Origin of the sequence: Synechococcus sp. CCAP 1479/9 (genome assembly GCF_019038535.1) — a bacterium.
GTDB lineage: Bacteria > Cyanobacteriota > Cyanobacteriia > PCC-6307 > Cyanobiaceae > Cyanobium.
On sequence record NZ_JAFKRK010000005.1, the window covers coordinates 104,500 to 130,218 of the forward strand.

General features: G+C 67.8%; 27 protein-coding genes and 2 tRNA genes. 17 read left to right on the forward strand and 12 right to left on the reverse strand.

What is annotated here, in order from left to right; all coding sequences use genetic code 11:
* Position 1: 1 nt before the first annotated feature.
* The 3 genes from KUG38_RS02100 to murA form a co-directional block, all read right to left on the reverse strand.
* Positions 2-1,180, reverse strand: coding sequence for an aspartate aminotransferase family protein (locus tag KUG38_RS02100; protein WP_216918827.1), 1,179 nt, complete (start codon positions 1,178-1,180; stop codon positions 2-4).
* 11 nt (positions 1,181-1,191) lie between these two features.
* Positions 1,192-1,273: transfer RNA gene (locus KUG38_RS02105), tRNA-Leu, on the reverse strand.
* A 12-nt stretch (positions 1,274-1,285) separates the two neighbouring features.
* Complete coding sequence (murA, locus tag KUG38_RS02110) at positions 1,286-2,593, reverse strand: UDP-N-acetylglucosamine 1-carboxyvinyltransferase (protein WP_198960101.1); 1,308 nt, start codon at positions 2,591-2,593, stop codon at positions 1,286-1,288.
* Between the two features lie 178 nt (positions 2,594-2,771).
* On the opposite strand from murA, the gene KUG38_RS02115 reads away from it, so the two are divergent.
* The 5 genes from KUG38_RS02115 to trpC all read left to right on the forward strand — a co-directional run bounded on the left by KUG38_RS02115 (position 2,772) and on the right by trpC (position 6,366).
* A tRNA-Leu gene (locus KUG38_RS02115) sits at positions 2,772-2,855 on the forward strand.
* Positions 2,824-3,114 (forward strand): DUF8653 family protein, encoded by a 291-nt coding sequence (locus KUG38_RS02120; protein WP_502690426.1) that lies wholly within the window; start codon positions 2,824-2,826, stop codon positions 3,112-3,114. The genes KUG38_RS02115 and KUG38_RS02120 overlap by 32 nt, the downstream gene beginning before the upstream one ends.
* Positions 3,115-3,146: 32 nt before the next feature.
* Positions 3,147-3,971, forward strand: a complete 825-nt coding sequence (locus tag KUG38_RS02125; protein WP_216918905.1) for a TrmH family RNA methyltransferase — start codon at positions 3,147-3,149, stop codon at positions 3,969-3,971.
* Positions 3,972-3,992: 21 nt separating this feature from the next.
* Positions 3,993-5,480 (forward strand): dihydrolipoyl dehydrogenase, encoded by a 1,488-nt coding sequence (locus tag KUG38_RS02130; RefSeq protein ID WP_216918828.1) that lies wholly within the window; start codon positions 3,993-3,995, stop codon positions 5,478-5,480.
* Between the two features lies 1 nt (position 5,481).
* Positions 5,482-6,366, forward strand: coding sequence for an indole-3-glycerol phosphate synthase TrpC (gene trpC / locus KUG38_RS02135; protein WP_216918829.1), 885 nt, complete (start codon positions 5,482-5,484; stop codon positions 6,364-6,366).
* A 31-nt stretch (positions 6,367-6,397) separates the two neighbouring features.
* Here the strand turns inward: trpC and KUG38_RS02140 are convergent, their stop codons facing one another.
* Positions 6,398-7,300: a polyphosphate kinase 2 family protein gene (locus tag KUG38_RS02140; RefSeq protein ID WP_216918830.1), complete on the reverse strand. Its 903-nt coding sequence runs from the start codon at positions 7,298-7,300 to the stop codon at positions 6,398-6,400.
* 282 nt (positions 7,301-7,582) lie between these two features.
* Between KUG38_RS02140 and KUG38_RS02145 the strand changes: the two genes are divergently transcribed.
* Together KUG38_RS02145 and KUG38_RS02150 are read left to right on the forward strand one after the other, a co-directional pair.
* A complete protein-coding gene (locus KUG38_RS02145) occupies positions 7,583-8,947 on the forward strand; it encodes a V-type ATP synthase subunit B (RefSeq protein WP_216918831.1) in 1,365 nt (454 codons plus the stop codon).
* Positions 8,948-8,952: 5 nt separating this feature from the next.
* Positions 8,953-9,555, forward strand: a complete 603-nt coding sequence (locus KUG38_RS02150; protein ID WP_216918832.1) for a V-type ATP synthase subunit D — start codon at positions 8,953-8,955, stop codon at positions 9,553-9,555.
* Here KUG38_RS02150 and KUG38_RS16840 read toward each other — a convergent pair.
* The gene (locus KUG38_RS16840) at positions 9,477-10,289 is read right to left on the reverse strand and encodes a hypothetical protein (RefSeq protein WP_286195537.1); all 813 of its coding nucleotides are present in this window, start codon (positions 10,287-10,289) and stop codon (positions 9,477-9,479) included. The two genes, KUG38_RS02150 and KUG38_RS16840, sit on opposite strands and share 79 nt — an antisense overlap.
* Between KUG38_RS16840 and KUG38_RS16845 the strand changes: the two genes are divergently transcribed.
* The 5 genes from KUG38_RS16845 (at position 10,251) to KUG38_RS02175 (ending at position 15,184) form a co-directional block, all read left to right on the forward strand.
* Positions 10,251-11,360 carry a V-type ATPase 116kDa subunit family protein gene (locus tag KUG38_RS16845; RefSeq protein ID WP_286195538.1) on the forward strand — a complete coding sequence of 370 codons (1,110 nt, stop codon included), beginning with the start codon at positions 10,251-10,253 and terminating at the stop codon, positions 11,358-11,360. The two genes, KUG38_RS16840 and KUG38_RS16845, sit on opposite strands and share 39 nt — an antisense overlap.
* The gene (locus KUG38_RS02160; protein ID WP_094585394.1) at positions 11,357-11,809 is read left to right on the forward strand and encodes an ATP synthase subunit C; all 453 of its coding nucleotides are present in this window, start codon (positions 11,357-11,359) and stop codon (positions 11,807-11,809) included. The genes KUG38_RS16845 and KUG38_RS02160 overlap by 4 nt, the downstream gene beginning before the upstream one ends.
* 99 nt (positions 11,810-11,908) lie before the next feature.
* Positions 11,909-12,610 carry a hypothetical protein gene (locus KUG38_RS02165; RefSeq protein WP_286195539.1) on the forward strand — a complete coding sequence of 234 codons (702 nt, stop codon included), beginning with the start codon at positions 11,909-11,911 and terminating at the stop codon, positions 12,608-12,610.
* A gap of 25 nt (positions 12,611-12,635) precedes the next feature.
* Entirely contained in the window at positions 12,636-13,301 is a 666-nt protein-coding gene (locus tag KUG38_RS02170; protein ID WP_286195540.1) for a DUF2764 family protein, read from the forward strand.
* Positions 13,298-15,184 carry a V-type ATP synthase subunit A gene (locus KUG38_RS02175; RefSeq protein WP_216918835.1) on the forward strand — a complete coding sequence of 629 codons (1,887 nt, stop codon included), beginning with the start codon at positions 13,298-13,300 and terminating at the stop codon, positions 15,182-15,184. Before KUG38_RS02170 ends, KUG38_RS02175 begins: the two co-directional genes overlap by 4 nt.
* On the opposite strand, the gene KUG38_RS02180 is transcribed toward KUG38_RS02175, so the two are convergent.
* From KUG38_RS02180 to rpsD, 4 genes are all read right to left on the reverse strand, one after another.
* Positions 15,145-15,942, reverse strand: a complete 798-nt coding sequence (locus tag KUG38_RS02180; RefSeq protein WP_216918836.1) for a class I SAM-dependent methyltransferase — start codon at positions 15,940-15,942, stop codon at positions 15,145-15,147. The genes KUG38_RS02175 and KUG38_RS02180 overlap by 40 nt on opposite strands.
* The gene (locus KUG38_RS02185; protein ID WP_216918837.1) at positions 15,939-17,180 is read right to left on the reverse strand and encodes an MFS transporter; all 1,242 of its coding nucleotides are present in this window, start codon (positions 17,178-17,180) and stop codon (positions 15,939-15,941) included. Before KUG38_RS02185 ends, KUG38_RS02180 begins: the two co-directional genes overlap by 4 nt.
* A gap of 64 nt (positions 17,181-17,244) precedes the next feature.
* Complete coding sequence (locus KUG38_RS02190; protein WP_216918838.1) at positions 17,245-18,156, reverse strand: hypothetical protein; 912 nt, start codon at positions 18,154-18,156, stop codon at positions 17,245-17,247.
* Between the two features lie 88 nt (positions 18,157-18,244).
* Positions 18,245-18,853, reverse strand: a complete 609-nt coding sequence (gene rpsD / locus KUG38_RS02195) for a 30S ribosomal protein S4 (RefSeq protein WP_094585400.1) — start codon at positions 18,851-18,853, stop codon at positions 18,245-18,247.
* A 65-nt stretch (positions 18,854-18,918) separates the two neighbouring features.
* On the opposite strand from rpsD, the gene yidD reads away from it, so the two are divergent.
* The 5 genes from yidD to KUG38_RS02220 all read left to right on the forward strand — a co-directional run bounded on the left by yidD (position 18,919) and on the right by KUG38_RS02220 (position 22,862).
* Positions 18,919-19,251, forward strand: coding sequence for a membrane protein insertion efficiency factor YidD (yidD, locus tag KUG38_RS16850; RefSeq protein WP_286195541.1), 333 nt, complete (start codon positions 18,919-18,921; stop codon positions 19,249-19,251).
* Positions 19,251-19,517 carry a glutaredoxin family protein gene (locus KUG38_RS02205; RefSeq protein WP_216918839.1) on the forward strand — a complete coding sequence of 89 codons (267 nt, stop codon included), beginning with the start codon at positions 19,251-19,253 and terminating at the stop codon, positions 19,515-19,517. The genes yidD and KUG38_RS02205 overlap by 1 nt, the downstream gene beginning before the upstream one ends.
* A 55-nt stretch (positions 19,518-19,572) precedes the next feature.
* Entirely contained in the window at positions 19,573-21,102 is a 1,530-nt protein-coding gene (locus tag KUG38_RS02210) for a UDP-N-acetylmuramoyl-L-alanyl-D-glutamate--2,6-diaminopimelate ligase (RefSeq protein ID WP_216918840.1), read from the forward strand.
* A 68-nt stretch (positions 21,103-21,170) separates the two neighbouring features.
* Positions 21,171-21,893, forward strand: a complete 723-nt coding sequence (aqpZ, locus tag KUG38_RS02215) for an aquaporin Z (protein ID WP_216918907.1) — start codon at positions 21,171-21,173, stop codon at positions 21,891-21,893.
* A 162-nt stretch (positions 21,894-22,055) separates the two neighbouring features.
* Positions 22,056-22,862, forward strand: a complete 807-nt coding sequence (locus tag KUG38_RS02220; RefSeq protein WP_216918841.1) for a mechanosensitive ion channel family protein — start codon at positions 22,056-22,058, stop codon at positions 22,860-22,862.
* 38 nt (positions 22,863-22,900) lie between these two features.
* On the opposite strand, the gene KUG38_RS02225 is transcribed toward KUG38_RS02220, so the two are convergent.
* The 3 genes from KUG38_RS02225 to KUG38_RS02235 all read right to left on the reverse strand — a co-directional run bounded on the left by KUG38_RS02225 (position 22,901) and on the right by KUG38_RS02235 (position 25,679).
* The gene (locus tag KUG38_RS02225; RefSeq protein WP_216918908.1) at positions 22,901-24,055 is read right to left on the reverse strand and encodes an aminotransferase class V-fold PLP-dependent enzyme; all 1,155 of its coding nucleotides are present in this window, start codon (positions 24,053-24,055) and stop codon (positions 22,901-22,903) included.
* A 153-nt stretch (positions 24,056-24,208) separates the two neighbouring features.
* Positions 24,209-25,411 (reverse strand): SGNH/GDSL hydrolase family protein, encoded by a 1,203-nt coding sequence (locus tag KUG38_RS02230; protein ID WP_216918842.1) that lies wholly within the window; start codon positions 25,409-25,411, stop codon positions 24,209-24,211.
* A 79-nt stretch (positions 25,412-25,490) separates the two neighbouring features.
* Positions 25,491-25,679 (reverse strand): hypothetical protein, encoded by a 189-nt coding sequence (locus KUG38_RS02235; protein WP_094585404.1) that lies wholly within the window; start codon positions 25,677-25,679, stop codon positions 25,491-25,493.
* Positions 25,680-25,719 lie beyond the last annotated feature (40 nt).

Here is a 25,719-nt window from a genome sequence, read left to right on the forward strand (position 1 = left end):
ATCAGGCCAGGCTGTGGAGAGCCTTCTCCAGGCGCTTCACCGCCTTGCGCAGCTGGCGGGGCTTGACCACCAGCGGCGGCACGAACCGGACCACCCCGGGGCCGGCCGGCACCAGCAGCAGGCTTTCCGCCATGGCGGCTTGGACGATCTCCGCAGCCGTGGGGCCGCCCTCGCGCAGCACCAGGCCCCGCAGCAGACCCCAGCCGCGCTCGCCGGCCAGCCGCTCGGGGTGGCGGGCCACCAGCTCCTGGAGCAGGGACTGGAGCAGGGCTCCGTTGGCGCTCACCTTCTCCAGCAGGCCCCGCCGTTCGATCTCCTCGATCACCGTGAGGCCGGCGCGGCAGGCGAAGGGGTTGCCGCCGAAGGTGCTGGCGTGGTCGCCGGGGCGGAAGTGGTCGGCCGCGGTCTTCACCGCCAGGGCGCCGATGGGGATGCCGCCACCCAGGCCCTTGGCCATGGTCAGGGCATCGGGCTCGACCCCGAGCTGTTCGTAGCCCCACCAGCGGCCACTGCGGCCGACGCCGATCTGCACCTCGTCGAAGATGAGCAGGATGCGGTGGGCATCGCAGAGCTCCCGCACGCGCCGGAAGAAGGCCGGATCGCCGGGGTTGACGCCGCCCTCGCCCTGGATCGGTTCGAGCAGCACGGCCGCCACCCGGGGACCCTCGGCTTCACAGGAGGCCAGCAACGCTTCGAAGGCGGCCGTGTCGTTGTAGGGGAAGTAGCGGAAGCCCGACACCATGGGCTCGAAACCCTGGTGGTACTTGGGCTGGCCCGTGGCGGTCACCGCCGCCAGGGTGCGGCCGTGGAAGCTGGCCTCGGCGGTGAGGATCAGCGGATCGGCGATGCCGCGCACCTGGTGGCCGTGCTTGCGGGCCAGCTTGATGGCGGCCTCGTTGGCTTCGGCGCCGGAATTGCAGAAGAAGACCCGGTCGGTGCAGCTGCGGGCGGTGATGGCCGCGGCCAGGGCCTCCTGCTCCGGAATCCGGTAGAGGTTGGAGACGTGCTGAAGACGGCCCAGCTGCCGGCAGAGCCGCCGCTGCAGCACCGGATCGCTATGGCCCAGGGTGCAGACGGCGATGCCGGCCACCATGTCGAGATAGCGACGTCCCTGGTCATCCCAGAGCCAGACGCCGCGGCCACGCGTCAGAGACAGGGGATAGCGCCCGTAGGTGTCCATCACCGGCTGGATGGGAGCGGTGGGACTCGAACCCACATGCCCGAAGGCGCTCGATTTTGAGTCGAGTCCGTCTACCAATTCCGGCACGCTCCCGAAGGGAGGACTCTAGGCGGCGGGGGTGGGCAGCCTCCGGATCGAGGCGCCGGCGGCGTTGAGCTTGCCCTCCAGATCGGCGTAGCCCCGGTCGAGGTATTCCAGGCCCCGCACGGTGGTGATGCCATCGGCGGCAAGGCCGGCGAGCACCATGGCGGCGGAGGCGCGCAGGTCGGTGCCGTGGACCGGGGCGCCGCTGAGCCGGGCCACCCCTTCGACGCAGGCGGTGTTGCCCTGCATCCGGATCGAGGCGCCCATGCGCTGCAGCTCGGCCACGTGCTGGAGACGGTTCTCGAAGATGTTCTCGACCACCATGCTGGTGCCTTCGGCGGTGGCCAGCAGGGCCATGAACGGGGCCTGCAGGTCGGTGGGGAAGCCGGGGAAGGGCTGGGTGCGCAGATCCACGGCCCGCACCTTGCTGGCGGTGAGGATCAGGCCCTGGCCGTCGGCCTCGATGCGGCAGCCCGCCTCCTCGAGCTTGGTGATCACGGCACCCAGGTGCTCGGGCAGGGCGGGGAACACCCGCAGCCGGGAGCGGGTGATGGCGCCCGCCAGCAGGAAGGTGCCGGCCTCGATGCGGTCAGGGATGACGGCGTAGTCGGCTCCGTGCAGGCGGTCCACCCCGACGATGGTGATGGTGGGGGTGCCGGCGCCGCGCACCTTGGCCCCCATGGCCAGCAGCAGCCGGGCCAGATCGATCACCTCCGGCTCCTGGGCGGCGTTGTCGATGACCGTTTCGCCGTCGGCGAGGGCCGCCGCCATCATCAGAGTCTCGGTGGCGCCGACGCTGGGGCAGTCGAGGTGGATATGGCCGCCGGTGAGGCGGCGTTGGCGGCCCGGCACCACGGCGGTGACCACACCGTGCTCGATGGTGACCTGGGCGCCGAGGGCCTTGAGCCCCTTGACGTGCTCCACCACCGGCCGGGTGCCGATCTGACAGCCGCCGGGCAGGGGCACCTGGGCCATCCCCATGCGGGCCAGGAGGGGGCCGATGCAGAAGAAGCTGGCCCGCAGGCTGTTGACCAGCTCATAGGGCGGGGCGGCGGTGGTGATGTGGTCGCCGTGGAGGACGATCGCGTCGCCACCGCGCTGCACCCGCACCCCGAGGGCGGAGAGGATCTCCCCCATGGCCGTGATGTCGGTCAGGGGAGGCACGTTGCTGAGCCGCAGCGCGTCCTCGGTGAGCAGGCAGGCGGCCATCAGCACCAGGGCTGAATTCTTGGCGCCGCTGACCCTGATTTCCCCTTCCAGACGCCGTCCACCACTGATCTCCAGCCTGGTGCCGGCGATGGCCTTGACAGGCATGGGGGATACGGTCATGGACAGGAGTCCTGGTATCAATTTCGGGGGCATCTTGACAACGAATGATCCCGTCGTCTAGGGGGTCGCCGCTCAAACTGTCTTGCCACCCGCTTGCCGCCAGGGTCTGGAGGGGTGGGTCGCCGGTGATGATTTATGCTCCGTTCAGCGCCGCGGCTTCCGTGGCGGCTAAACGCCCGCGGATGTGGCGGAATTGGTAGACGCGCTAGTTTCAGGTACTAGTGGCAGCAATGTCGTGGGAGTTCAAGTCTCCCCATCCGCATCATTATTTTATGATTGTCCTCAAGATCACCAACGCCTCCGACGTCGTCGCCGCGAACATCGGCCGGTTTCTGGAGCGTCTGACTCCGGACGAGTACGACCAGAACAAGGTGGAGGACATCGTGATCGACCGCCTGGTGGCGAACCTCAAGGCGGAGGGCATCCGTGGTGAGGTGGCGGCCTTCAAGGGGCTCGACCTCAGCGACGACGACCTGGTCATCCACGATCACCTCAAGCTCCGGCGCCGCAAGACGATCTGACATCCCCGGGTCCCTCCCCTGATCAGCGCGGGCTGCAGCCGGGCAGCGAGCCGATCCGCAGTGTCCGCAATCCCCTCGTCCAGGCCTTGCGGCGCCTGCACCGTCCCAGTGGCCGCAAGGAGCAGGGGCTGATCCTGCTGGAGGGGACCCACCTGCTGCAGGAGGCCCTGGGGCTGGGCCTGCGGCCTCGGCAGCTGCTGGCCACCACCGACTGGCTGGAGCGCCATGGCGCCCTGCTGGAGCGGTTGCCGGATCCGGGCCGGCTGCGGATCGCCAGCCCGGAGGTTCTGGCCGCCGCCGCCACCACCGGCCACCCCGACGGAGTGCTGCTGACCCTGGAGGCCGACGACCTGCCCGCCCCGGCGGCGACGCCGCCCGATTTCGTCCTGGTCCTCGACCGGCTCCAGGATCCGGGCAACCTGGGCACCCTGCTGCGCACGGCGCTGGCGGCGGGGGTGGAGCAGGTGTGGCTGGCGGAGGGGGCCGACCCCCTGCAGCCCAAGGTGCTGCGGGCCTCCAGCGGCGCGGCCCTGGCCCTGCCGATCGAGCGGATGGCGGCCACCGATCTTCCTGGCCGCCTGGCCGCGGCCCGGGAGCGGGGCATGCAGCTGGTGGCGGCGGTGGTGCCCGAGGCGGCGGATGCCGCCCAGCCCTACTGGGAGCTGGACTGGTGCCGCCCCACGGCCCTGCTGCTGGGCAACGAGGGGGCGGGTCTGGCGCCGGAGCTGGCCGGGCTGGCCGACCGGCGGGTGACGATCCCCCACAGCCCGGCGGTGGAGTCGCTGAATGTGGCGGCCGCGGCCGCTTTGCTGCTGCTGGAGCGCCCCCGCCAGGCCCACGGCCGGCCCGGGGCCTGACAGGGGAGAATGCCGCTACCCATGCAGCCCCGTCCGGTGACCGCAGCACCCGCCTCCCCTCCCTCCGGATTCGATTTCGACGTGATCGTGATCGGTGCCGGTTATGGCGGTTTCGATGCGGCCAAGCACGGCGCCGACCATGGCCTGAAGGTGGCGATCGTGGAATCCCGCGACATGGGCGGTACCTGCGTCAACCGGGGCTGCGTTCCCTCCAAGGCCCTGCTGGCGGCCAGCGGCCGGGTGCGGGAGCTCGGCGACGCCGAGCACCTCAAGGGGTTCGGCATCCATGCGGCGCCGGTGCGCTTCGAGCGCCAGAAGATCGCCGACCATGCCGCCCAGCTGGTGGCCACGATCCGCACCAACCTCACCAAGACCCTGGAGCGGGCCGGCGCCACGATCCTGCGGGGCAAGGGACGCCTCGACGGGCCCCAGCGGGTCGCGGTGCGCGAGGCCAGCGGTGTGGAGCGGGTGTATGCGGCCCGGGAGGTGATCATCGCCACCGGTTCCGACCCCTTCGTGCCGCCGGGCATCGAGACCGACGGCCGCACCGTGTTCACCAGCGATGAGGCCATCAACCTGGAGTGGCTGCCCCGCTGGATCACGATCATCGGCAGCGGCTACATCGGCCTGGAGTTCGCCGACGTCTACACGGCCCTGGGCTGTGAGGTGACGATGATCGAGGCGCTCGACCGGGTGATGCCCACCTTTGATCCGGACATCGCCAAGATCGCCGCCCGCCATCTGATCGACGGCCGCGACATCGACGCCCGCTCCGGCGTGCTGGCCAGCAAGATCACCCCCGGCTGCCCGGTGAAGATCGAACTGGTGGACATGGCCACCCGCGAACCGGTGGAGACGCTGGAGGTGGATGCGGTGCTGGTGGCCACCGGCCGGGTGCCGGTGAGCAAGGACCTCAACCTGGCCAGCGTGGGGGTGGAGACCAACCGGGGCTTCATCCCCGTCGACGACGGCCTGCGGGTGCTCGCGAATGGCGCGCCGGTGCCCCACCTGTGGGCCGTCGGTGATGTGACCGGAAAAATGATGCTGGCCCATACCGCCGCTGCCCAGGGCACGGTGGCGATCGAGAACATCCTCGGCCACGCCCGCCGCATCGATTACCGCTCGATCCCCGCCGCCACCTTCACCCACCCGGAGATCAGCTCGGTGGGGCTGTCGGAAGCCGATGCCAAGGAGCTGGCCGCCGCCGAGGGCTTCGAGCTGGGAGCTGTGCGCAGCTATTTCAAGGCCAACTCCAAGGCCCTGGCCGAACTGGAGAGCGACGGCCTGCTGAAGCTGCTGTTCCGCAAGGACACCGGCGAGGTGCTCGGGGCCCACATCTACGGCCTCCATGCCGCCGACCTGATCCAGGAGATCGCCAATGCGGTGGCCCGGCGCCAGGGGGTCCGGCAGCTGGCCAGTGAGGTGCATACCCACCCCACGCTGAGCGAGGTGGTGGAAGTGGCCTACAAGCAGGCCGCCGCCAGCCTGGCCACGGCGGTGGGTGCCTGAGATGGAGATCCGTCGCCGGCCCCCCAACCCCTCGGTGCGGGTGGCCCACCTGGAATTCGGCACCCCCCATCCCGAGGAGAGCCCCCGCCACATCCTCGAGGAGATCGTCTGGGAAAAGGACAGGGAAGTGACAGCCGCCCGGGAACGGGTGAGCCTGGAGTCCCTCAAGCAGCAGGTGGCCGACCTGCCCCCCACCCGGGATTTTCTGGTGGCCCTGCGGGCCAGCTGCCGCAAACCGGCGGTGATTGCCGAGATCAAGAAGGCCAGCCCCAGCAAGGGGGTGATCCGGGAGGACTTCGACCCGGTCGCCATCGCCCGGGGCTACCGGGACGGCGGGGCCAGCTGCCTGTCGGTGCTCACCGACAAGCGCTTCTTCCAGGGGGGCTTCGAGGTGCTGGTGGCGGTGCGGGAGGCGGTGGAACTCCCCCTGCTCTGCAAGGACTTCATCCTCACCCCCTACCAGCTGTTCCAGGCCCGGGCCGCCGGGGCCGACGCGGCCCTGCTGATCGCGGCGATCCTCACCGACCAGGATCTGGCCTATCTGCTCAAGGTGGCCCGGGGCCTGGGGCTGGCGGTGCTGGTGGAGGTGCACGACGCGGCCGAGATGGAGCGGGTGCTGCAGCTGGAGGGTGTGAACCTGATCGGCATCAACAACCGCGATCTGGCCAGCTTCACGGTGGATCTGGCCACCACCGAACAACTGATGGAACGCTTCGGCGAGCAGGTGCGTGCCCGGGGTGCCCTGCTGGTGAGCGAATCGGGCCTGTTCAGCCGGGAGGATCTGGATCGGGCCGTCGGCGCCGGCGCCGATGCGGTGCTGGTGGGGGAGGCGCTGATGCGCCAGGACGACGTGACGGCAGCCCTGGAGACCCTGATCGGGGGCTGAGGCTCCCGGGGCCGCGGGTGGCGGGGCGCGCTCAGTCCTTCTCCAGGATGGCCCGGGCCGCATCCAGCTGGGCGCGGGCTTCCGGGCTCACCTCGGGATAACGCAGGTGCAGGGAATCGAGGGTTTCGATGATCGCGGCCGCCACCGCGATGCGGGTGAACCACTTGTTGTCGGCGGGCACCACATACCAGGGGGCGTGACGGCTGGCGGTGTGCCGGATGGTTTCGTTGTAGGCATCCATGTAGTCATCCCAGAAGGCCCGTTCCTTGATGTCGTTGGCGGAGAACTTCCAGTTCTTCTCGGGGCGGTCGAGGCGCGCGAGGAAGCGCTTGCGCTGCTCCTTCCTTGAGACGTTCAGGAAGAACTTCCGGACGATGATGCCATTGTTGCTGAGGTAGGTTTCGTAGTTCCTGATGTCCTGAAAACGCTCGTCCCAGATGCTCTTGGTGATGCGCTCCGCCGGAAGCGTCTGTCGGGCCAGCATCTCCGGATGCACCCGGACCACCAGCGTTTCTTCGTAATAGCTGCGGTTGAAGATGCCGATCCGGCCCCGTTCAGGCAGGGCATTGTTGGATCGCCACAGGAAATCATGATCCAGATCCACCGATGAAGGCGCCTTGAAGGAGGTCACCTGGCATCCCTGGGGATTGACCCCGCTCATCACATGCTTGATGGTGCCGTCCTTGCCCGCCGCATCCATCGCCTGGAAGATCAGCAGCAGGGCGTAGCGATCCTGGGCATAGAGAAGATCCTGGAAGTGCGCCAGCATCTGCACGCCCATGGAGAGTGCCTCCTGGGCGCGGGGTTTGTCTTCCTGATCCAGATGCAACGTATCGCCGGGATCAAAGATCTTGAGATGGAAATCCTTCCCATCCTCAATCCGGAAGGGCCTGGCGAATGTTCTGGCGCGCTCGAGGAAGTCCTGTTTCTCCATTCCCTTCTCTCCTTGCCTCGTTTCCAGTGTTAAGTCGTCTGCATGCGGTCCCGGATCCGGTCGCCATCATTCGTAAACCATTCGCGGACCATTCACATCCCATCCGCAAACAGACAGCGATCTGCCAGGCCCGATCCATCACCCTAGCCACGGTGTGTGGTGCCGTCAGCCGTGAAGAACAAACCTTATCCCGATGGTTTTTCAGGGTCGCTGATTACACTGAAGGCGGAGAACAGACCGGCGTTCTGACGGCCCTTTCCCTGATTCTTCGGTCGACAGCCCATGCCCGCCTCTCTGGTCAGTTATTCGAAGATTCTGGAGATCATCGGCGATATTCTCCGGGTCGAGGTGCCGGCCGACGCCACCCACCGCGAAGGGGCGCCCCGGTTCAACGATCTGGCCGTGGTGCAGAACCGCAATGGCACTTCCTCCCTGGCCCAGGTGATCGCCCTGAAGCAGGATTCCGTGTCGCTGCAGGTGTTCCGCGGTACCAAGGGGGTGGCCACCGACTCGGCGGTGCATTTCCTCGGCCATCCGATGCAGGCCACCTACTCCGGCAACATCCTCGGGCGGGTGTTTCGGGGCACCGGTGAGCCGATCGATGGGGGGCCTGGCCTTGAGGAGGATCCCAAGGTCCCGATCGGAGGTCCTTCCGTCAACCCGATGTGCCGGATTCTGGCCTCCAAGATGATCCGCACCAACGTGCCGATGATCGACGTCTTCAACTGTCTGGTGGAGAGCCAGAAGATTCCGATCTTCTCGGTGTCGGGGGAGCCTTTCAACGCCTTTATGGCCCGCATCGGGATCCAGGCCGACGCCGATGTGGTCGTGTTCGGCGGCCTGGGGCTGATCTTCGACGATTACTATGCCTTCCGGACAACCTTCGAGGATGCCGGCGTCTTCGCCCGTACGGTGATGTTCGTCAACCTGGCCTCTGATCCGATCGTTGAGCGTCTGTTGATTCCGGACATGGCCCTGGCGGTGGCCGAACGGTTCGCCGTGGAAGAGGGCAAGCGGGTTTTGGTGCTGCTCACCGACATGACCTCCTTCGCCGATGCCCTCAAGGAGATCAGCATCGCCATGGATCAGGTCCCGGCCAACCGGGGCTATCCGGGTGATCTCTATTCCCAGCTGGCCCGCCGTTACGAGAAAGCGGCCGACTATGCCAAGGGCGGATCGGTGACCCTGCTCACGGTCACCACCATGCCCGGGGATGACATCACCCACCCCGTGCCGGACAACACGGGTTACATCACCGAAGGGCAGTTCTATCTGCATGACGGCGTCCTCGATCCTTTCGGCTCCCTGTCCCGCCTCAAGCAGAACGTGATCGGCAAGGTCACCCGCGAGGACCACAACCAGATCATGAACACCTGCATCCGCCTCTACTCGGGGGCACGGGATGCGGAGCAGAAGCAGGCCATGGCCTTCGAGCTGTCCGAGTACGACCAGCGGCTGATCCGATTCGGAGGGCTGTTCAAGGCCAGGTTCATGGACATCAACGTGGATATCCCCCTGGAGGAGGCCCTGGACCTGGCCTGGACCACCCTGGCCGAGTGCTTCCAGCCCAATGAACTGTTGATGAAGCAGGACCTGCTGGACAAGTACTTCCCAGGCAACAGGCCGACGCCCCCTCCCACCGCGTAAGTCCCATGGCCAGGCTCTCGCTCACCAAGGCTTCGCTGACCAAGGAGAAGTCCCTGCTACGGACCTTTCAGGACGTCCTGCCGTCCCTGGACATGAAGCGCCGCCAGATCGGCGCGGAACGGGAGAAGGCCCGCCGTCTGCTGGCCGAGGCCCTGGCGAAGGCGGCGGCGCTCGAGCCGGACGTGGCGGCCCGGCTGCCGATGGTCGCCAACACGGCGATCGATCTCTCCAATCTGGTGACCATCGCCGCGCTGGAGATCGGTGAAGAGAATCTGATGGGTACCCGGCTGCCGGTCCTCCAGAGCCTTGCGTTCAAGGTCAGCCCCTATGGCCTGCTCACCAAGCCGTTCTGGGTCGACGCGCTGGTGGTTGTTCTCCAGCAGGCCATGGAGCAGACGATTCGCATCCAGGTGGCCCATCGCCGCGTCGAACGTCTTGAGCGGGCCGAGCGGATCGTGACACAACGCTATAACTTGTTTGACAAGGTGCTGATTCCAAGGGCCAAAAAGACGATTCGCAACATCTCGATTTATCTGGCGGATGCGGAACGGGCGGGTGTGGTCAATTCCAAGATTGCCAAACGCAAGAAGGAGCGCCAGACACCATGACGATCGTTGCCCTCGCCAAGGTTTCTGTCTTCGGTCTTGCGGCCCAGAAGCAGGTTGTGCTGGAAGGACTGCAGGCCCTTGGATGTCTGCATCTGATTGATCTGGGACCAACGGAGGCCCCGGCTGATTTCACCTCGTCCCAACCGGCCGTTGAGGCCCGCGAAGCCCTGCGCTACCTGATGGATGTGCGCCAGCGCCGCTACCCGTTGAAGGTGGATCCCACGTTCCGGCTCGATGCCGTGGTGGCGAAGGCGCTGGAGAACCGCTCCCGCAAGCGGGCTGCCGAGGACAGAATTCTTGCCCTGCGCCACCATCTCGCCGAACTGGCCCCGTGGGGGAACTTCCGGCTGCCCGAACTGGCGGACCTCGGCGGCCAGCGGCTGTGGTTCTATCGGGTCCCCCACGGCAAGCTCGCGGCCTTCCACCAGGCGCTCGATGGGCTGGCACTGCCGTGGCAGCGGGTCCACGCCAGCCCCCGGCACGGTTATGTCGTGCTCATCGCCGAACAGGAGCCCGACCAGAACCTCCTGCCGGTGGGGCGGGCCCATGTGGGTTCCGAGTCTCCCGAGGCGTTGAGGGCCGAACTCGACCAGGCCCATGTCGCTCTCGATGACATCGAAGCGGAGCACGTGGCCCTCAGCCGCTGGATCTTCCTGCTCTCCAGGCACCTGGTCCGGGCTGATGAACAGGTGGCCTTGGGCCAGGCCGGCCAGAAGACCGCCGATCTGGGCCATGTCTTTCAGGTGCAGGGCTGGATGCCGCGCCAGGAGCTTCCCCGGCTCACCTGCTTCGCCGAGGGAATGGGGCTGGCCACCTGGGCGGAAAGTCCGACCTCAGACGACGCCCCTCCCACCTTGATGACGAATCCGGATGTGCTGGCGGGCGGCGAAGATCTCGTCACGTTCTACGAAACACCGGGGTATCGCGACTGGGATCCGTCGGTGGTGGTGTTCTTCTCCTTCGCCATCTTCTTCGCCATGATCCTGGCGGATGCGGGCTATGCCTTGGTGCTGGGTGTGCTGCTTGCCGTCTTCTGGAAAGGCATGGGGTCCAGGCCATCCTCGCGTCGCTTCCGTGTCCTGGCGGCGGTCGGTCTGCTGTTCTCGTTGCTCTACGGAATGCTGGCCGGGAGTTATTTCGGAGCGGCTCCCCCGCCCGAATCTCTTCTGGCCCACCTCCATGTGCTGAACCTGGACGATTTCGATTCGATGATGAAGGTCTCGCTGGTGGTGGGTGCCCTGCATCTGATTCTGGCCAATGCCATCGTGGCGATCCGTGGCGTTTCGATCGCTGAGCGGGCCAAGCCCATCGGCTGGATCGCGATCATTCTTGCGGGCCTCAGTCTCTACCTGGGGGCGGGCACGCCTGTGGGCCGGGATCTGGGCCTGGGCCTCGGCAGCGGCGGCCTGCTCACCATTCTGTTGCTGACCAGCGAGCGGCCCCTGGATTCCTTCGGTTCTCTGCTGATGCGATTGTTTGATGGGCTGTCCTCACTGGCGGAACTCTCCAAACTTTTCGGCGACGTGATGAGTTACCTGCGGTTGTTTGCCCTAGGCTTGGCCAGTGCCTCTCTGGCCCTGACGTTCAATCAGCTGGCGGCTGAAGTTTATCGCTCTGATGTGCCCCTTGGGGTCGTCATTGCGCTGCTGATCCTGCTTCTGGGTCATGGCATCAATCTGTTGCTTGCCATCATCAGCGGCTTCGTCCACGGTCTGCGGCTCAACTTCATCGAGTTCTTCAACTGGAGCCTTGACGAGGAAGGATACCCCTTCGCACCCTTCAGCAAAAAGGAGACGGCCTTATGAACAACGACACATCCATTCTGGTCCTTGGCTGGATCGGTATCTATGCGCCGGTGGCGTTGGCGGCGATCGGTGCCTCCATCGGTTGCACCACGGCGGGGCAGGCGGCGATCGGCGCCATGATGGAGGTCAGCAGCGGCTACGGACGTTTCGTCGGTCTGTCGGCGCTGCCTTCCTCGATGTCGATCTACGGCATCGTCGTGATGTTCATCCTCAACCGACCGGTGACTCCGGCCAATTCCGGTGGCCTTTTCGGCATCGGCCTGCTGTCGGGTCTGGCGTTCCTGATGGCGGCGATCTACCAGGGACTGTGCTGCGCCTCCGCCATTTCCGGGTCCAAGGCCAAGCCCGAGATCTTCGGCCTGTCCCTGGCGCCGGCCGCCATCGTGGAGGGCTTCGCCGTCTTTGCCTTCGTCTTCGCCCTGGTGGCGGCCGGGGGCATTCCCAAATAGGGCCTCTGCGGCGCCTCTCTCGCTCTGGCGCCTGGGTTCCTTTCCTTTCTCCGCGGTCCATTCCCTTCTCCGTTCTTCCTCCCCAGCCGGGCAGTTCCCATGGCCAACCCGAAGAAGCTCCGGCATGACACGCCCCTGGCGGTGGCCTCCGGCGTGGAAGATCTGATCGCGCGCCTGCGGGACCAGGGCGTCGAGCAGGGCCGCACGGAGGCCGACGCTCTGTTGAAGGAGGCCCAGGCCAAGGCCGCAGCCCTGCTGGCCCAGGCGGAGGAGCAGGCCCGGCAGATCGTCGATCGGGCCAGGGCCGAGGCCGCCTCCCTCCAGACCGCGGGGCAGCAGGCCCTGGAACTGGCTTTCCGCGACGCCAACCTGGCCCTCAAGGCCCAGCTCAGTGACCGCTTCACCGGTGAGGTGCGCCAGCTCGTCGGGGAGGAGCAGGAGAAGCAGGAGATCCTGGAGCGGATGATCCTGGAGATCGTCGGCACGCTCCGCCCGGAAGCCGACCAATCCCAGCAGGTGGAGGTGCTGCTGCCTCGGCGGATCGCCGGCCTGGCCGAACTCAGCCAGCATCCCGAGGAGCTGGAGCAGGGCATCCTCAGCCGTTTCGTCCGCCTTACCGCCCGGGGCCTGCTACGGGAGGGGGTCAGCTTCGGCGTTTCGAAGGGTCCCCAGGCCGGACTGAAGCTGAAGCTGGTCGACCGGGATGTGGTGCTGGATCTGACCGATGCGGCGATCGCCCAGACCCTGCTGGCCCACCTGCAGCCCCGGTTCCGGGCCCTGCTGGAGGGGGTGGTGAAGTGAGCGCCCGATGAAGTACGTCGTCCTGATGGCCAGCCTGCCGCCCCTGGGGTCGCTGTTTGAGGCCGCGACGCCACCGATTTCCAGGCTCAAGCTGGAACACCGGCTGGGACTGCTGGAGGCCCCTGATCGCCACACCCTCGAGCAGATCGCCAATCTGATCGCCTGGTCGTCCCAGCCCCTGGAGCGCAGTGATGCGGCGTTCATCCAGGAGGCCCATGGCTTCCTGACCTCCAACCGCAACCCCACCCTGCGGAGCCTGGTGACGCAGCGCCTGGACATGCGCACGATCGTGGCGGCCCTACGCCGCCGTCGCCACGGCGAAGCCCAGCCGCCCAGCGGAGAGATCTGGGGTTTCAGTGAATGGGTGGGAATGATCGAGCGCAACTGGAGTGCCCCGACATTTCAAATGGAGGCGATCTTCCCCTGGCTCAGGCAGGCTCACGACCTGTTGGAGAAGGACGACCTGATCGGCTTTGAGAAATTGCAGTTCTCCGTCGTCTGGGCGATGTTGAATCGCCTTTCCGCGGGCCATGAGTTTGATTTTGAAGCCTTGATCATCTATCTGGCGCGCTGGAGTCTGGTCAGCCGTTGGTCATGCTACAAAGGAGAAGCGGCCGTCGCCCGTTTTCGTGAGCTGGTGGATGCGGGGCTCGGAAAACACAAAGAACTCTTTTCAGGTGCATCTCAATGAACAGCAGCCCTGAGAGCAACATTGAGTCTCTCCCTGACTACAACCCCGCCAGCGTTGTGGCCGTTCAGGATGATCTCGTCACGATCCAGATGGCCGAGGCGAAGCCACGGCCCCTGCTCAAGAATGAGGTGATCTATCTCTGCCTGCAGAACCGTGGTGGCGAACGCCAGGAAAAGCTGAAGGCCGAGGTGCTGCGGGTGCGGGGCCGCCTGGCCGATGCCCAGGTGTTCGAGAGCACCAAGGGGGTCGGCATCGGCGATCCGGTCGAGCAGACGGGCGAGCAGCTCTCCGTCACCCTTGGCCCCGGTCTGCTGGGCCAGGTCTATGACGGGCTACAGAATCCGCTGGCCCAGCTCGCCGCCGGCTACGGCACGTTTCTGCCCCGGGGGGCTGAAGTCTCGCCGCTGGACACCGAGAGGAAGTGGTCGTTCCAGCCGGCGGCCCGGATCGGGGACACCCTCCACGCCGGCGATGTGATCGGCACCGTCCAGGAAGGCCGGTTCATCCACAAGATCATGGTTCCCTTCGACCAGCAGGGGACCGTCACCCTGGACTGGATCCAACAGGGAAGTTTCACGATCGACACCGCCGTGGCCCGGATCACCGAGGCCTCCGGGGCGACGCGGTCGCTGACGCTGACGCAGCCATGGCCGGTGCGCCGCCCCCTGCCCCAGGCGCTGCTGGAGGCCCACCGCTGCGAGCGGCTCTACCCCCAGGAGCCGATGATCACCACCCAGCGCATCATCGACACGTTTCTGCCCATCGCCCGGGGCGGCACCGGCTGCATTCCGGGGCCCTTCGGCGCCGGCAAGACCGTGCTCCAGAACCTGATTTCGCGCCACTCCGATGTGGACATCGTGCTGGTGGTGGCCTGCGGGGAGCGCGCTGGAGAAGTGGTGGAAACGATCACCGAATTCCCCAAGCTTTCCGATCCAAAAACCGGCGGTTCGCTGATGGATCGCACCATCATCATCTGCAACACCTCGTCGATGCCGGTGGCGGCCCGGGAGGCTTCCATCTACACCGGCCTCACCCTGGGGGAGTATTACCGCCAGATGGGCTACAACGTGCTGCTGATCGCCGACTCCACCTCCCGCTGGGCCCAGGCGATGCGCGAAACCTCCGGACGTCTGGAGGAGATTCCTGGTGAGGAGGCGTTTCCCGCCTATCTCGATTCCTCGATCAAAAGTGTCTACGAGCGGGCCGGTATCATCCGCACCAACGACGGCTCCGTCGGCAGCCTCACCATGATCGGCACGGTGTCGCCGGCGGGGGGCAACTTCGAGGAGCCGGTCACCCAGTGCACCCTGGGAACGGTGAAGGCCTTCCTGGGTCTGAGTGCGGAGCGGGCCTACAAGCGTTTCTATCCGGCCGTCGACATCCTGCTCTCCTGGTCGCGCTATTTCCAGCAGCTCGAAGGCTGGTTCTCCCAGCATCTCTCGCCGGACTGGGTGGGGCGCGTCGCCGCCATGAACGCCCTGCTCAAGGAGGGCGACCGGGTCAGCCAGATGATCCAGGTGACCGGGGAAGAGGGGGTGAGCCTGGAGGATTTCGTCGTCTTCCAGAAGGCCCAGTTCCTCGACATGGTCTATCTCCAGCAGGATGCCTTCGATGCCGTCGACTCCACCACGCCCCTGGAGCGCCAGAAGACCTCCTTCGACCTGGTCTTCGATCTGCTGCACCGTGACCGCGCCTTCACCGACAAGAAGGCCGCCCGGGATTACTACACCCAACTCACGGGTCTGTACCGCAACCTGAACTACGCCGCCACCGGATCCCCCACCTACGCCGGCTATCTCCGGCAGATCCAGGACCTGTCCGCTCAGCCTGGGGAAGCGGCCGCTCAGCCCGGGGAGGCTGCCGCCCCAGCCCCGTTGGCCTGAGCCGGGCCCCGGCGCGCAGCCTTGAGGGTCAGGGGCCAGTGGATGCGCCGCCCCACGGCTGTCTCCCCCCAGGCGGCCGCCAGGCCCGGAGCCAGTCGCTCCAGGGGATCGTGGCCCAGGGCGGCCCGGTAGCGGGCAGTGGCCGACCAGCTGGAGCAGTAGCCGAGCAGCTGCTCCAGGGTCCAGGTGGCTTCCATGGCGAAGGGCGGGGCCTCCAGGCTCTCGAAGGGCAGCACCAGGTCGCGGTAGCCGCTCTCCACCAGCGCCTTCTCGGGGGGCCAGTAGGGACCGACGATGTCGGCGTAGAAGTGCCGCAGGAGCCTATCGGGCCCCTCCCCCTCCAGCGCGGGGATGCCGTAGCTCCAGACGGCCAGCACACCGCCTGGGCGCAGCACCCGCTCCACCTCACTGAAGAACCGGGGCCGATCGAACCAGTGCACCGCCTGGGCCACGGTGACCAGATCGAGGCTGCCCGCCTCCAGGCCGGAGTTCTCCGCCGCCGCCAGCCGGTAGTGCACACCGGGATGGGGACGGGCGGCGGCCAGCTGGGAGGCGCTGGCATCGGTGGCCACCACCTCCGCGAAATGGGCGGCCAGGCCGATGGCGGCCTGGCCCGTTCCGGTGGCGCAGTCCCAGGCCCGCTGGCGGGCGGGGGTCACCCCGGCCAGCCAGGCGAACAGGGGCGCCGGATAGGTGGGCCGGTAGTGGGCGTAGGCCCCGGCCACCGAGCCGAAGTGATCGGTGAAGCCGCCGCTCATGCCACCCCCCGGCGATGCCGCCTCGCCAGCAGCAGGCAGCCCACCAGGGCGGTGACGGTGCTGGCCGCCAGCAGGACCAGCACCCGTCCGGATCCGACGGGCCCGGCCGCGCCGAATCCCAGCCGCACGAGGCTGCCGGCGAGTCCGGTTCCCCCCAGCGCCAGCCCCGCTCCCAGCCCGCTGCGTCCCATCGGCAGGACCGTCAGGGAGGTGGCCGTCAGGCTGGTGACCACGAGGCTGTGGAGCACCCCGAGCAGGGCGAGCTGCGGCAGGCCGGGCCCCCGGGGCAGCAGGAGGCCCACCACCAGGACCCCGGCCAGCAGCAGGATCCCCCCCGCCAGGGAGGGCAGCCGCCCCCATCGGCCCACGGCCCGGGCGGTGAGGGGCGCGCCGATCGCCGAGCACAGCAGCAGCACCGATCCCGGGCCCCAGGCTTCCGGTCCGGGCGCAGCCGATCGGGCCAGGCGGGGGAGCAGGTCGAGCAGGATCTGGCCCAGGCCGCCCACCGCCAGGGCGAGGCCCAGCAGCAGGGCGGCCTGGACCAGGTCGGCGGGGCCGAGGGGGGTGGCGAGCCGTTGGCGGCCGCCGGGGCCCTGGCCGTTGCGGAAGCGCAGGGAGGCAGAAGCCCGGCCCCACCGCAGCACCCCAAGGCCCAGGGCGAGCACCAGAGCGCCCAGCAGGAAGGTGGCGGCGGGGCCCAGCCGCAGGGCCAGGCGGGCCAGGTCGCCGGAGAAAGCACCGATCAGCCCCTGGCTCACGGTCAGAACCGCCACGGCCAGCGGCAGGGAGCGCAGCGGGACCGCTTCGTTCAGCTGGGCCAGATTGGGACTGGAGGCCCACTGCACGGCCACCACCCAGAGCACCATCAGCCAGGGCAGGCCTGGGCTGAACCAGGGGGATCCCTGCCGCAGCAGGGCCGCCGTGGTGAGGAAGATCAGGCCGGCCACGGTCACCGCGACGGTGATCGGCAGCAGCCGGCCGCGGTCCTGGTCGCCGTGGCGATCGGAGAGGGCCCCGCTGATCGGTTCGACCACCAGGCCGAGGAAACCGCCCAGCAGGGCGAAGACCGCCAGCAGGTCGGTGAAGCCGAACCGCTGCAGCAGCACGGGCTGGTAGGTGCTGTAGACGATCCACCCCAGCTGCAGGCAGGCCTGCAGGGCCACCACACCCCCGACGAGGCTCCAGGGGATCGGGGGAGCCTCCGGCCGGGCCGAAGCCCCGGGCGTGAATGGCTTCACAGGCGCCACAACAAAGCCGTCTGCGCCCATACCTAGCGGCAGTGGAGGCGGCCGGCCGCGGGAGTCAGCGCCTGCCTGATGCGACGCCCTGCTTGAGGCGACGGGCGACGGACTTCAGATCCTGCATCAGGCAGGAGATTCTCGTCTTCGTCGTCAAGGCGATGGGGTCGTCATAGCCCAGGGCCTCGCGCAATCTGTGCAGCGACTGTGAGTGCGTGGCTTCACGAAAGATCGCTGTGGTGAAGGGGTGGCGCTTCATGAGCCGTGGGCGTTCGGCTTTGCGACCACTGGCCCCGGAGCCCATCTCGGCGCGTGAAATCTGGATCGGATGTTCCGCCGCTTCCAGGCGGGTTGCGGCGGCGTCGCCAAGCACAGAGGAACGGATCCGGTCCCTTTCGCGCTGCTCATGCAGGGCGAGGGTCTCGATGTGCAGGTTGATGAGCGGATGGCTGTGGTTGCTCCAGGCCAGCCAGCTGTTGAAGTAAAAGTCTGCGTAGTCATCGAGGCGTTCAAAGGCGTTCGCCATCGAAGAGAAGGAGCGGCCCATGGCGAGCCATGTGTCGAACGGGTCGCGATGGGTGAAAAAGCAGGTATGGGGAATCTGGCGGTCGTCAAGTATCTCAACCAGACTTGGCGCGGCTGATCCATCAGGGAAATGCCGGAATCTCCATCCTTCGCCAAAGCTGTGGTCGCGGATCATCAGGACGGAAGCCTCCTGATTGGCGAGAAACCTGTCGACGAGCAAGTTAAGTCGTCGTTTGTACTCCTGAAGGGCTTCTTCTCTGGTGAACAGCTCCAGGGCGCGAACCCGATGCAAGGGATCTTCTGGGAAATACGTTGTCGGTGAATTGTAGGAGAAAGGGTTGGTTTCGCCGGTGAGCCAGGCGTTCTCATCCAGGGCTTTGGCGATGTAGTGAAAGAGGTAGGTGCCTGCGGAACAGGGAAGATTGGCGACCAGGACAATTCGTTTGTCCATGCTCTCTTTCTGATGGCTCGCGATCATAGGCCGCAAAAAGCCCCCGCTGGTGGGCGGGGGCTGGAAAGGGTTCGGATGGGGAAGCGGCTCAGACCTTGCGGCTGTAGAACTCCACCACCAGCAGTTCGTTGATCTCGAGGGCGACCCATTCGCGCTCGATGCGGCCGCCCACCTTGGCGGTCATCTTGGCCTTGTCGAACTCGAGGTGGGGCGGGATGTTGGCCAGGCCGGGGAAGGCCAGGTTGGCTTCGGCCAGGGCCTTGCTGCACTTGCGCTCGCGGATGGCGACCACGTCGCCGGCCCTGCACTGGTAGCTGGGGATGTCCACCACCCGGCCGTTCACGGTGACGTGGCCATGGTTCACCAGCTGGCGGGCGCCGGGAACGGTGGGGCCGAGGCCGAGGCGGAAACAGATGTTGTCGAGGCGGTTCTCGAGCAGCTTGAGCAGGTTGGTTCCGGTGGAACCCTCCTGGGCACGGGCTTTCTTCACGTAGCGCACCAGCTGACGTTCGGAAATGCCGTAGTTGAAACGCAGTTTCTGCTTTTCTTCGAGACGGATCGCGTATTCGGAGCGCTTGCGACGGGCTTGGCCGTGCTGACCGGGGGGATAAGACCGTTTAGCGGCCTTACGGGTGAGACCGGGAAGGTCCCCCAAGCGCCGCGTGATCCTCAGGCGAGGGCCGCGGTAGCGAGACATAAGGGAAGGTGACGGAGGTGGATGGTGCGACCCGGAGGCCGGACGGCGTGGTTCACGCTTGCGGCATGCTGGGGAAACCCGGATGCCCGCGCGTGCTGCGCCAACCACCCACCCTAGGCGGCGACGGTCCCGGCCTCCTCCAGGGCGCCCTACCAGCCGCTCCGGCCTCCCCCCTCTCCGCCGCCGTGGCCGCGGTGCTGCTGGCCCTGATCGGCGCCTACCGGCGCTGGATCTCCCCCCTGCTCGGCCCCCGCTGCCGCTTCATCCCCAGCTGCAGCGCCTATGGGCTGGAGGCGATCGGCCGCCACGGGCCCTGGCGCGGCGGCTGGCTGACCGTGAAGCGCGTCTGCCGCTGCCATCCCTTCACCCCCTGCGGCTGCGACCCGGTCCCGGACTGATGCAGGAGCTGCTGCTGTTCACGCGCCAGGGTTGCTGCCTCTGCGAAGGCCTGGAGGAGAAGCTGGGGGCCCTGGACCCCCCCCAGCCCCTGCAGCTGATCGACGTGGACACCGATCCGGCCCTGCAGGGGCGCTATGGGCTGTCCGTGCCCGTGCTGGCGGTGGCGGCCGGTGCCGACGGCCCCCTGCGGGAGCTGCCCCGGGTGTCCCCCCGGCTGGCGGGAGCCCAGCTGCAGGCCTGGCTGATCAAGCAGGGGGTCCGCTGAGGGCCACGCTATGACAGGCGCCAGCTTCGTCCCGCCGGACGCCGCCGGCGCCGCCATGTCCCCGCTGCTTCAGCCGCTCCTGCACCAGGTGGGCCTGCCGCCGCTGCCCGACCCCACCGGCGCCCTGGCCCAGGCGGTGGTCAGCGGCGTCAGCTGCGATTCCCGCCGCGTCGGCCCCGGCACCCTGTTCGTTGGGCTGCCCGGCACGGCGGTGGATGGCGGCAGCTTCTGGCCCGAGGTGCTGGCCGCCGGTGCGGTGGCGGCGGTGATCGGACCGGCGGCGGCGGCCGTCCAGCCCCCGGCCCCCGGCGATCCGGTGCTGGTGGTGGAGCCCCCCCTGGCCCTCTGGGCCGGCCGGCTGGCGGCGGAATTCTGGGGCCAGCCCAGCCGGCGTCTGGCCCTGATCGGTGTCACCGGCACGAACGGAAAGACCACCACCACCTACCTGATCGAGCATCTGGCGGCGGCGGCGGGCCACCCGTCCGCCCTGTTCGGCACCCTGCAGAACCGCTGGCCGGGCTACAGCGCCACAGCCACCCACACCACCGCCTTCGCCGATCTGCTGCAGGCCGATCTGGCCCAGGCCGTGGCGGCCGGCAGCAGCATCGCCGCCATGGAGGTGAGCTCCCACGCCCTCGATCAGCGGCGGGTGGCCGGCTGCCGCTTCGCCGGGGCGGTGTTCACCAACCTCACCCAGGACCACCTCGACTACCACCCGTCGATGGAGGCCTACTTCGAGGCCAAGGCCCAGCTGTTCGCCTCGGATCTGCTCGACGGGGGCGCCGTGGTCAACGTCGATGACCCCTGGGGGGCGCGCCTGGCCGGGCGGCTGGGGACGGCCGACCAGGGATCCGGCGCCGGCCCCTGCTGGCGCAGTTCCCTGGAGGATCCGGCGGTGGAGCTGTACATCAGTGATCTGGTGATGGGCGCCGACGGGGTGAGCGGCCGCCTGCACAGCCCGCTCGGGGACGGGGCCTTCCGCTCGCCCCTGGTGGGACGCTTCAACCTGATGAACCTGCTGGAGGCGGTGGGTGCCCTGCTGCAGCAGGGTCTGGCCCTGCCGCCGCTGCTCGACGGCCTGGCCAGCTTCCGGGGTGTGCCGGGGCGCATGGAGAGGGTCGGCGGGCCGGCGGGGGTTCCCCTGCCATCGGTGCTGGTGGATTACGCCCACACCCCCGACGGCCTCGCCAATGCCCTGGCCGCCTGCCGGCCCTTCAGCCAAGGGCGACTGATCTGCGTGTTCGGCTGCGGCGGTGACCGGGACCGCACCAAGCGGCCCCTGATGGCGGCGATCGCCGCCCGCCTGGCCGACGCGGTGGTGGTGACCTCCGACAACCCCCGCACCGAGGACCCCCAGCGGATTCTCGATGACGTGGTGGCGGGGATCCCCGCCGGCACCGAGCTGGTGGTGGAAGGGGACCGGGCCGCGGCGATCGCCGCCGCCATCGCTGCGGCGGCGCCGGAGGACCTGGTGCTGATCGCCGGCAAAGGCCATGAGGACTACCAGATCCTCGGCACCACCAAGGTGCATTTCGATGATCGGGAGGAGGCCGCCCGGGCTCTGCAGACCCGCGCGGCGGGTTGAGCAGGGGGGACGGCGGGGGATAGTGAGGCGTCCTCAGTCCATCCCCAGCCATGAGCGCTCCCGTCCCCATGCCGAAGCGGTTCCTGGCGGAACTGCTCGGCACCTTCTGGCTCGTGTTCGGAGGCTGCGGCAGTGCGGTCCTGGCGGCCGTGTTCCCCTACGGCCAGGGGGATACCAATCCGCTGGGGCTGGGATTCGTGGGGGTGGCGCTGGCCTTCGGCCTCACCCTGCTCACGATGGCCTACGCCATCGGCCACGTCTCGGGCTGCCATATCAATCCCGCGGTGAGTTTCGGCCTCTGGGCCAGCGGCCGCTTCCCCAGCTCGGCCCTGCTGCCCTACGTCGTCGCCCAGGTGCTCGGCGGCATCCTGGCCGGTGGGCTCCTCTACGGCATCGCCAGCGGCCGCAAGGGGTTTGAGCTGATCGGCAGCAACCCCCTGGCCACCAACGGCTTCGGCGCCCATTCCCCGGGCGGCTACGGCTTCTGGGCGGCCCTGATCATCGAGGTGCTGCTGACCTTCTTCTTCCTGCTGGTGATCCTGGGCTCCACCCACCGTGACGCGATCAAGGACTTCGCCGGGGTCCCGATCGGCCTGTCCCTGGTGCTCATCCACCTGATCAGCATCCCGGTGACGAACACCTCGGTGAATCCGGCCCGCAGCACCGGTGTGGCCCTCTGGGTGGGGGGTGAGGCCATCGGTCAGCTGTGGCTGTTCTGGCTCGCCCCGATCGTGGGCGCGCTCCTGGCGGGCTGGGTGCAGCGCCATCTGTTGGAGGCGGGGGAGCACTGATCGGCCTCCTCCCCTCGGCGCCCTACCCCCGGCCTCCGGGATGGGCCCTGTCAGGGAAAGGGGATCGATGGTGTGGGATGTCGGAAGATTTCCGGAGGAATCACTCTCGCTCTGCAACGGCGTTGATACCTTGATCCGGAATTGAGCGCCGTCTCTGGTCTGATGCCGACAAACCTGGCTCTGGTGGCGAGTGTCGTCATCCCCTTTCTGTTCAAGTTCGCCGGTGCCGTCGCCCTCTGGATTGCCGGTGGCTGGTGCATCCGATTTGCCCTGCGCATCCTCAAAAGGGGGCTGTCCTCCGGCACCCTTGACCCCACGGTCATCGGCTATCTGATCAACATTCTGGGGGCGGTCCTCAGGGTCATCCTGGTTGTCGCGATCCTTGGCTTCTTCGGCATTCAGACCGCCAGTTTCGCCGCCCTTCTGGCTGGTGCCGGTGTGGCCATCGGCGCCGCCTGGAGCGGCATGCTCAGCAACTTCGCGGCGGGGGTCTTCCTGCAGGTCTTCCGTCCCTTCAGTGTCGGCGATTTCATCACCGCCGGGGGGGTCACGGGAACGGTGGAGGAGATCGGCATGTTCGTCACCTCCATCCAGTCCATGGATTGCGTCCGCAACATCGTCCCCAACGGAAAGCTGTTCTCCGACACGATCCAGAACTTCTCCTCCCACCCCTTCCGGCGGGTTGATCTGGTCGCCCAGCTCGATAACAGCGCCGACGTGGCCAAGGCCATCGCTTTGCTGAAGGAAGGGATCAAGGCCGTTCCCAACCAGGATCCCAATACCCCGGCTGACATTGAGGTGCTCGAGTTCAGCGAGCGCGGCCCCCGGCTGGCGGTGCGCCCCTACACCCACACGGACACCTACTGGCAGGTGTACTTCGACACCAACCGCATGATCGTGGACGTCCTTGGCAAGCATGGATTCCCTGTGCCGAGGATTCCCGTCGGCATGGCTCAGGGCGGCAACTGAGTCGCTGCTGGGGCCGGTGTGTCCCACGGCCCCGCCTGTCAGCCCTCGGCCAGCTGGGCCAGCAGCCGCTCCACCTCGTCCGCCGTGCTGACCAGGTGGGTGCAGGCCCGCACGCAGCGGGGGGATTCCAGGGTTCGCAGCCAGGTGCCCCGATCCCCCAGGCGCTTCACGACGGCCGCCGGTTCCAGGGGTTCTCCCCTGGCATCGGCCAGGGTGAAGCTCACCAGCCCCGCCGGCGGTGGCACATTCAGCAGGGTGCGGACCCCGCCAATCCGCTGCAGGCCTTCCCACAGCTGGCCGCTGCGCGCCCGGATCTCCGCCAGCCGGGCGTCGGCATCGCCTTCGGCCTCCAGCAGCTGCAAGGAGCGATCCAGCCCGGCGAACAGGGGGGTGCAGGAGGTGGCCACCTCGAAGCGGCGGGCGTCGCGGTGGTAGCCGCCGGCGCCGGGGCCGTCGTGCTCCAGGGTGCGCCAGCCGATGAGGGTGGGGCTGCTCGCCTCCAGCAGCCGCTCGGAGACCGCCACCGCCCCGAGCCCTTCCGGGCCGCAGCACCACTTGTGGCCGGTGCAGGCATAGATGTCGGCGGCGGCGGCCGCCTCGGCCACCGGCAGGCTCCCCAGGGACTGGGCCGCATCCACCAGTAGCCAGGGGTGGCGTGGATGGCCGGCCAGCTGGGCCGCCACCGCCGCGATCGGCATCGTCTGGCCGGTGTTCCAGAGCAGGTGGGAGAGCACCACCAGCCGGGTCCGGGAGGTGAGGGCGGCCGCGAGCCGCTCGCCGACCACCGCAGCTGTGGCGTCCCCCTCACCGGTGAGATCGGCCACCGCCAGGGAGGTGATCCGCAGCCGGTGGCGCCGGGCCAGCTCCTCGAGGGCAGCCACCACCCCGTAGTGCTCGGCATCGCCGACCAGCAGCTCATCCCCCGGCTCCCAGGGCAGGCCCCAGAGGGGCAGCACGCACCCCGAGGTGACGTTCTCGGTGAAGGCCACCCGCTCCGGCGCCACGCCGAACCAGGCCGCCAGCCGCTGCCGCAGCCCCGAGACCGTGCGGTTCACGTAGGGCCAGACGTTGTCGCTGAACGGACCCAGCTCCTGGATGGTGGCGAAGGCTTCGCTGATCGCCGCCAGCGACGGCGAGGGCAGGGGGCCCTGGCCGCCGTAATTGAAGTACGTCTTGTTGGCCAGGGCGGGCATCAGATCCCGCAGGGGAACTGGGGCGCTGGCCTCCGGGCGTGGCCCGAGTTGAGGCCCAAGGTCGGTGCTCAAGGGGGCTTTGGGTGGCGTTAACGCAGCATGGCAGTGGGATCCCACCGGCCGGCAGCAGCGCGCTTCGATACGGCTTGCGGATCAGCGCAACGCCCCGAGGCCCGAACGCTTGCGGCGGTTGATCCGTCGGCGCAACCGGCGGCTGCAGCCGAAGGCCACGCCGAGGCCGACGACAGGCAGCGGGGCAGGAACCTGGGCGACCACCTCGCCGTGGAGTGCCTGCCCGATGCGCTGATGGAAGGCCGTGGTGGGATGGAGATCGTCCCAGAAGAGGCGCCGGGCGGCCGTCTGGGGATCGCTCAGGCAGGCGACATCGCGGATGCAGGGCTCCAGGGAGTCATCCAGGCCAAAGGCGCCTGGATCGCCGTAGATCCGGTTGGACAGGCCGTGGAAGTCGAACAGCATCAGGCTGGATCCGGCCAGGGTCGGGCGCACCTGGTCCAGGGCGCTTTCGATCGAGGCATTGAAGACGTTGGAAAAGCGGCTGAGGATCTGTGATTGAGGCCCGCCCGGAGGGCCTGCCCCCGGCAGGCGTCCCAGGTCAGGGGAGTTGAAGACCAGGATGTTGCGGGCCCCCCGCTGATGGAAGTCAACGGCCGTCGCCACGACGTTGTTGACGGCGTTGCTGATGATCTGTTGAAACACCTGCGCCTGGACAGATGGTGGCGGGGCCTGAATCGTCGGGGGCCCAGGTTGGAGGGCTCCGTCGAAACTGCCGGCCAGCAATCCCGGGGACTGGGTCAACGCAGCGGTGGTCTGGGTATAGAGAACGTCATTGGGAAACAGCTGGATCACGAACAAGGATCTGGCCGGATTGAAGGCCGGTGCTGCGGCCATGAAGGCATTCCGCTGCCAGGCATTGCCGAGATTCTCAAAGAAGCCAGGGATCACCGGGCCGAGGACCGGCGACACCCCGTTGTTGTTGGCCACGCCCGTGGTGGCCCCGCCGATGGCGTAGTTGGTGCCCCCCGCCAGAGAGGGCCGGAAGGGGGCCAGCGGGTTGCCGGCACTGAAGAAAGGATCGCGCGGATGGAAGCGATTCCAAAGAACTTCCACCGCCGTCGGTCCATTGCTGAACCGTCCATCGGCATAGGGCGGTGGCGGGAAGACCAGCGAGCCACCTGACTGCAGCTGGGTTCTCAGGCCGGCGTTGCCACCGTCCAGGACGCTGTCGCCCACCACAAAGAGGCGCTCAAGCCTGGCGATGCGTGCCTGGGCGGGCAGGGGCTGCAGCAGCGCCGTGAAGGCAGCCGCCAGACCAAGCCATGGCAGAACGGTACCCATGCCCGCATCCGGTTGATCGCCGGAAGCCTAATGGGAAAAAACGGAAGTCCTTGCCGTTTGGATCACACCTTCAGATCCATCAATTGCTGGAGATCACCTGGCCCACCACCACGGCCGCCACGGCCGAGAACAGGGTGATGCCGAGGGCCGTCAGGGGGCTCTGGCCCTGGGCCACCGCCAGGGTGGTGATCACGCCGGCACCGAGACTGGCCACGGCGAGCTGGGAGGTGAGTTCGCTGCCGGAGCGGGGGCTGGGGCTCGGGGTCACGGCGGCTTCGTCACGATTGATGGCCTGACGCTACGGGCGA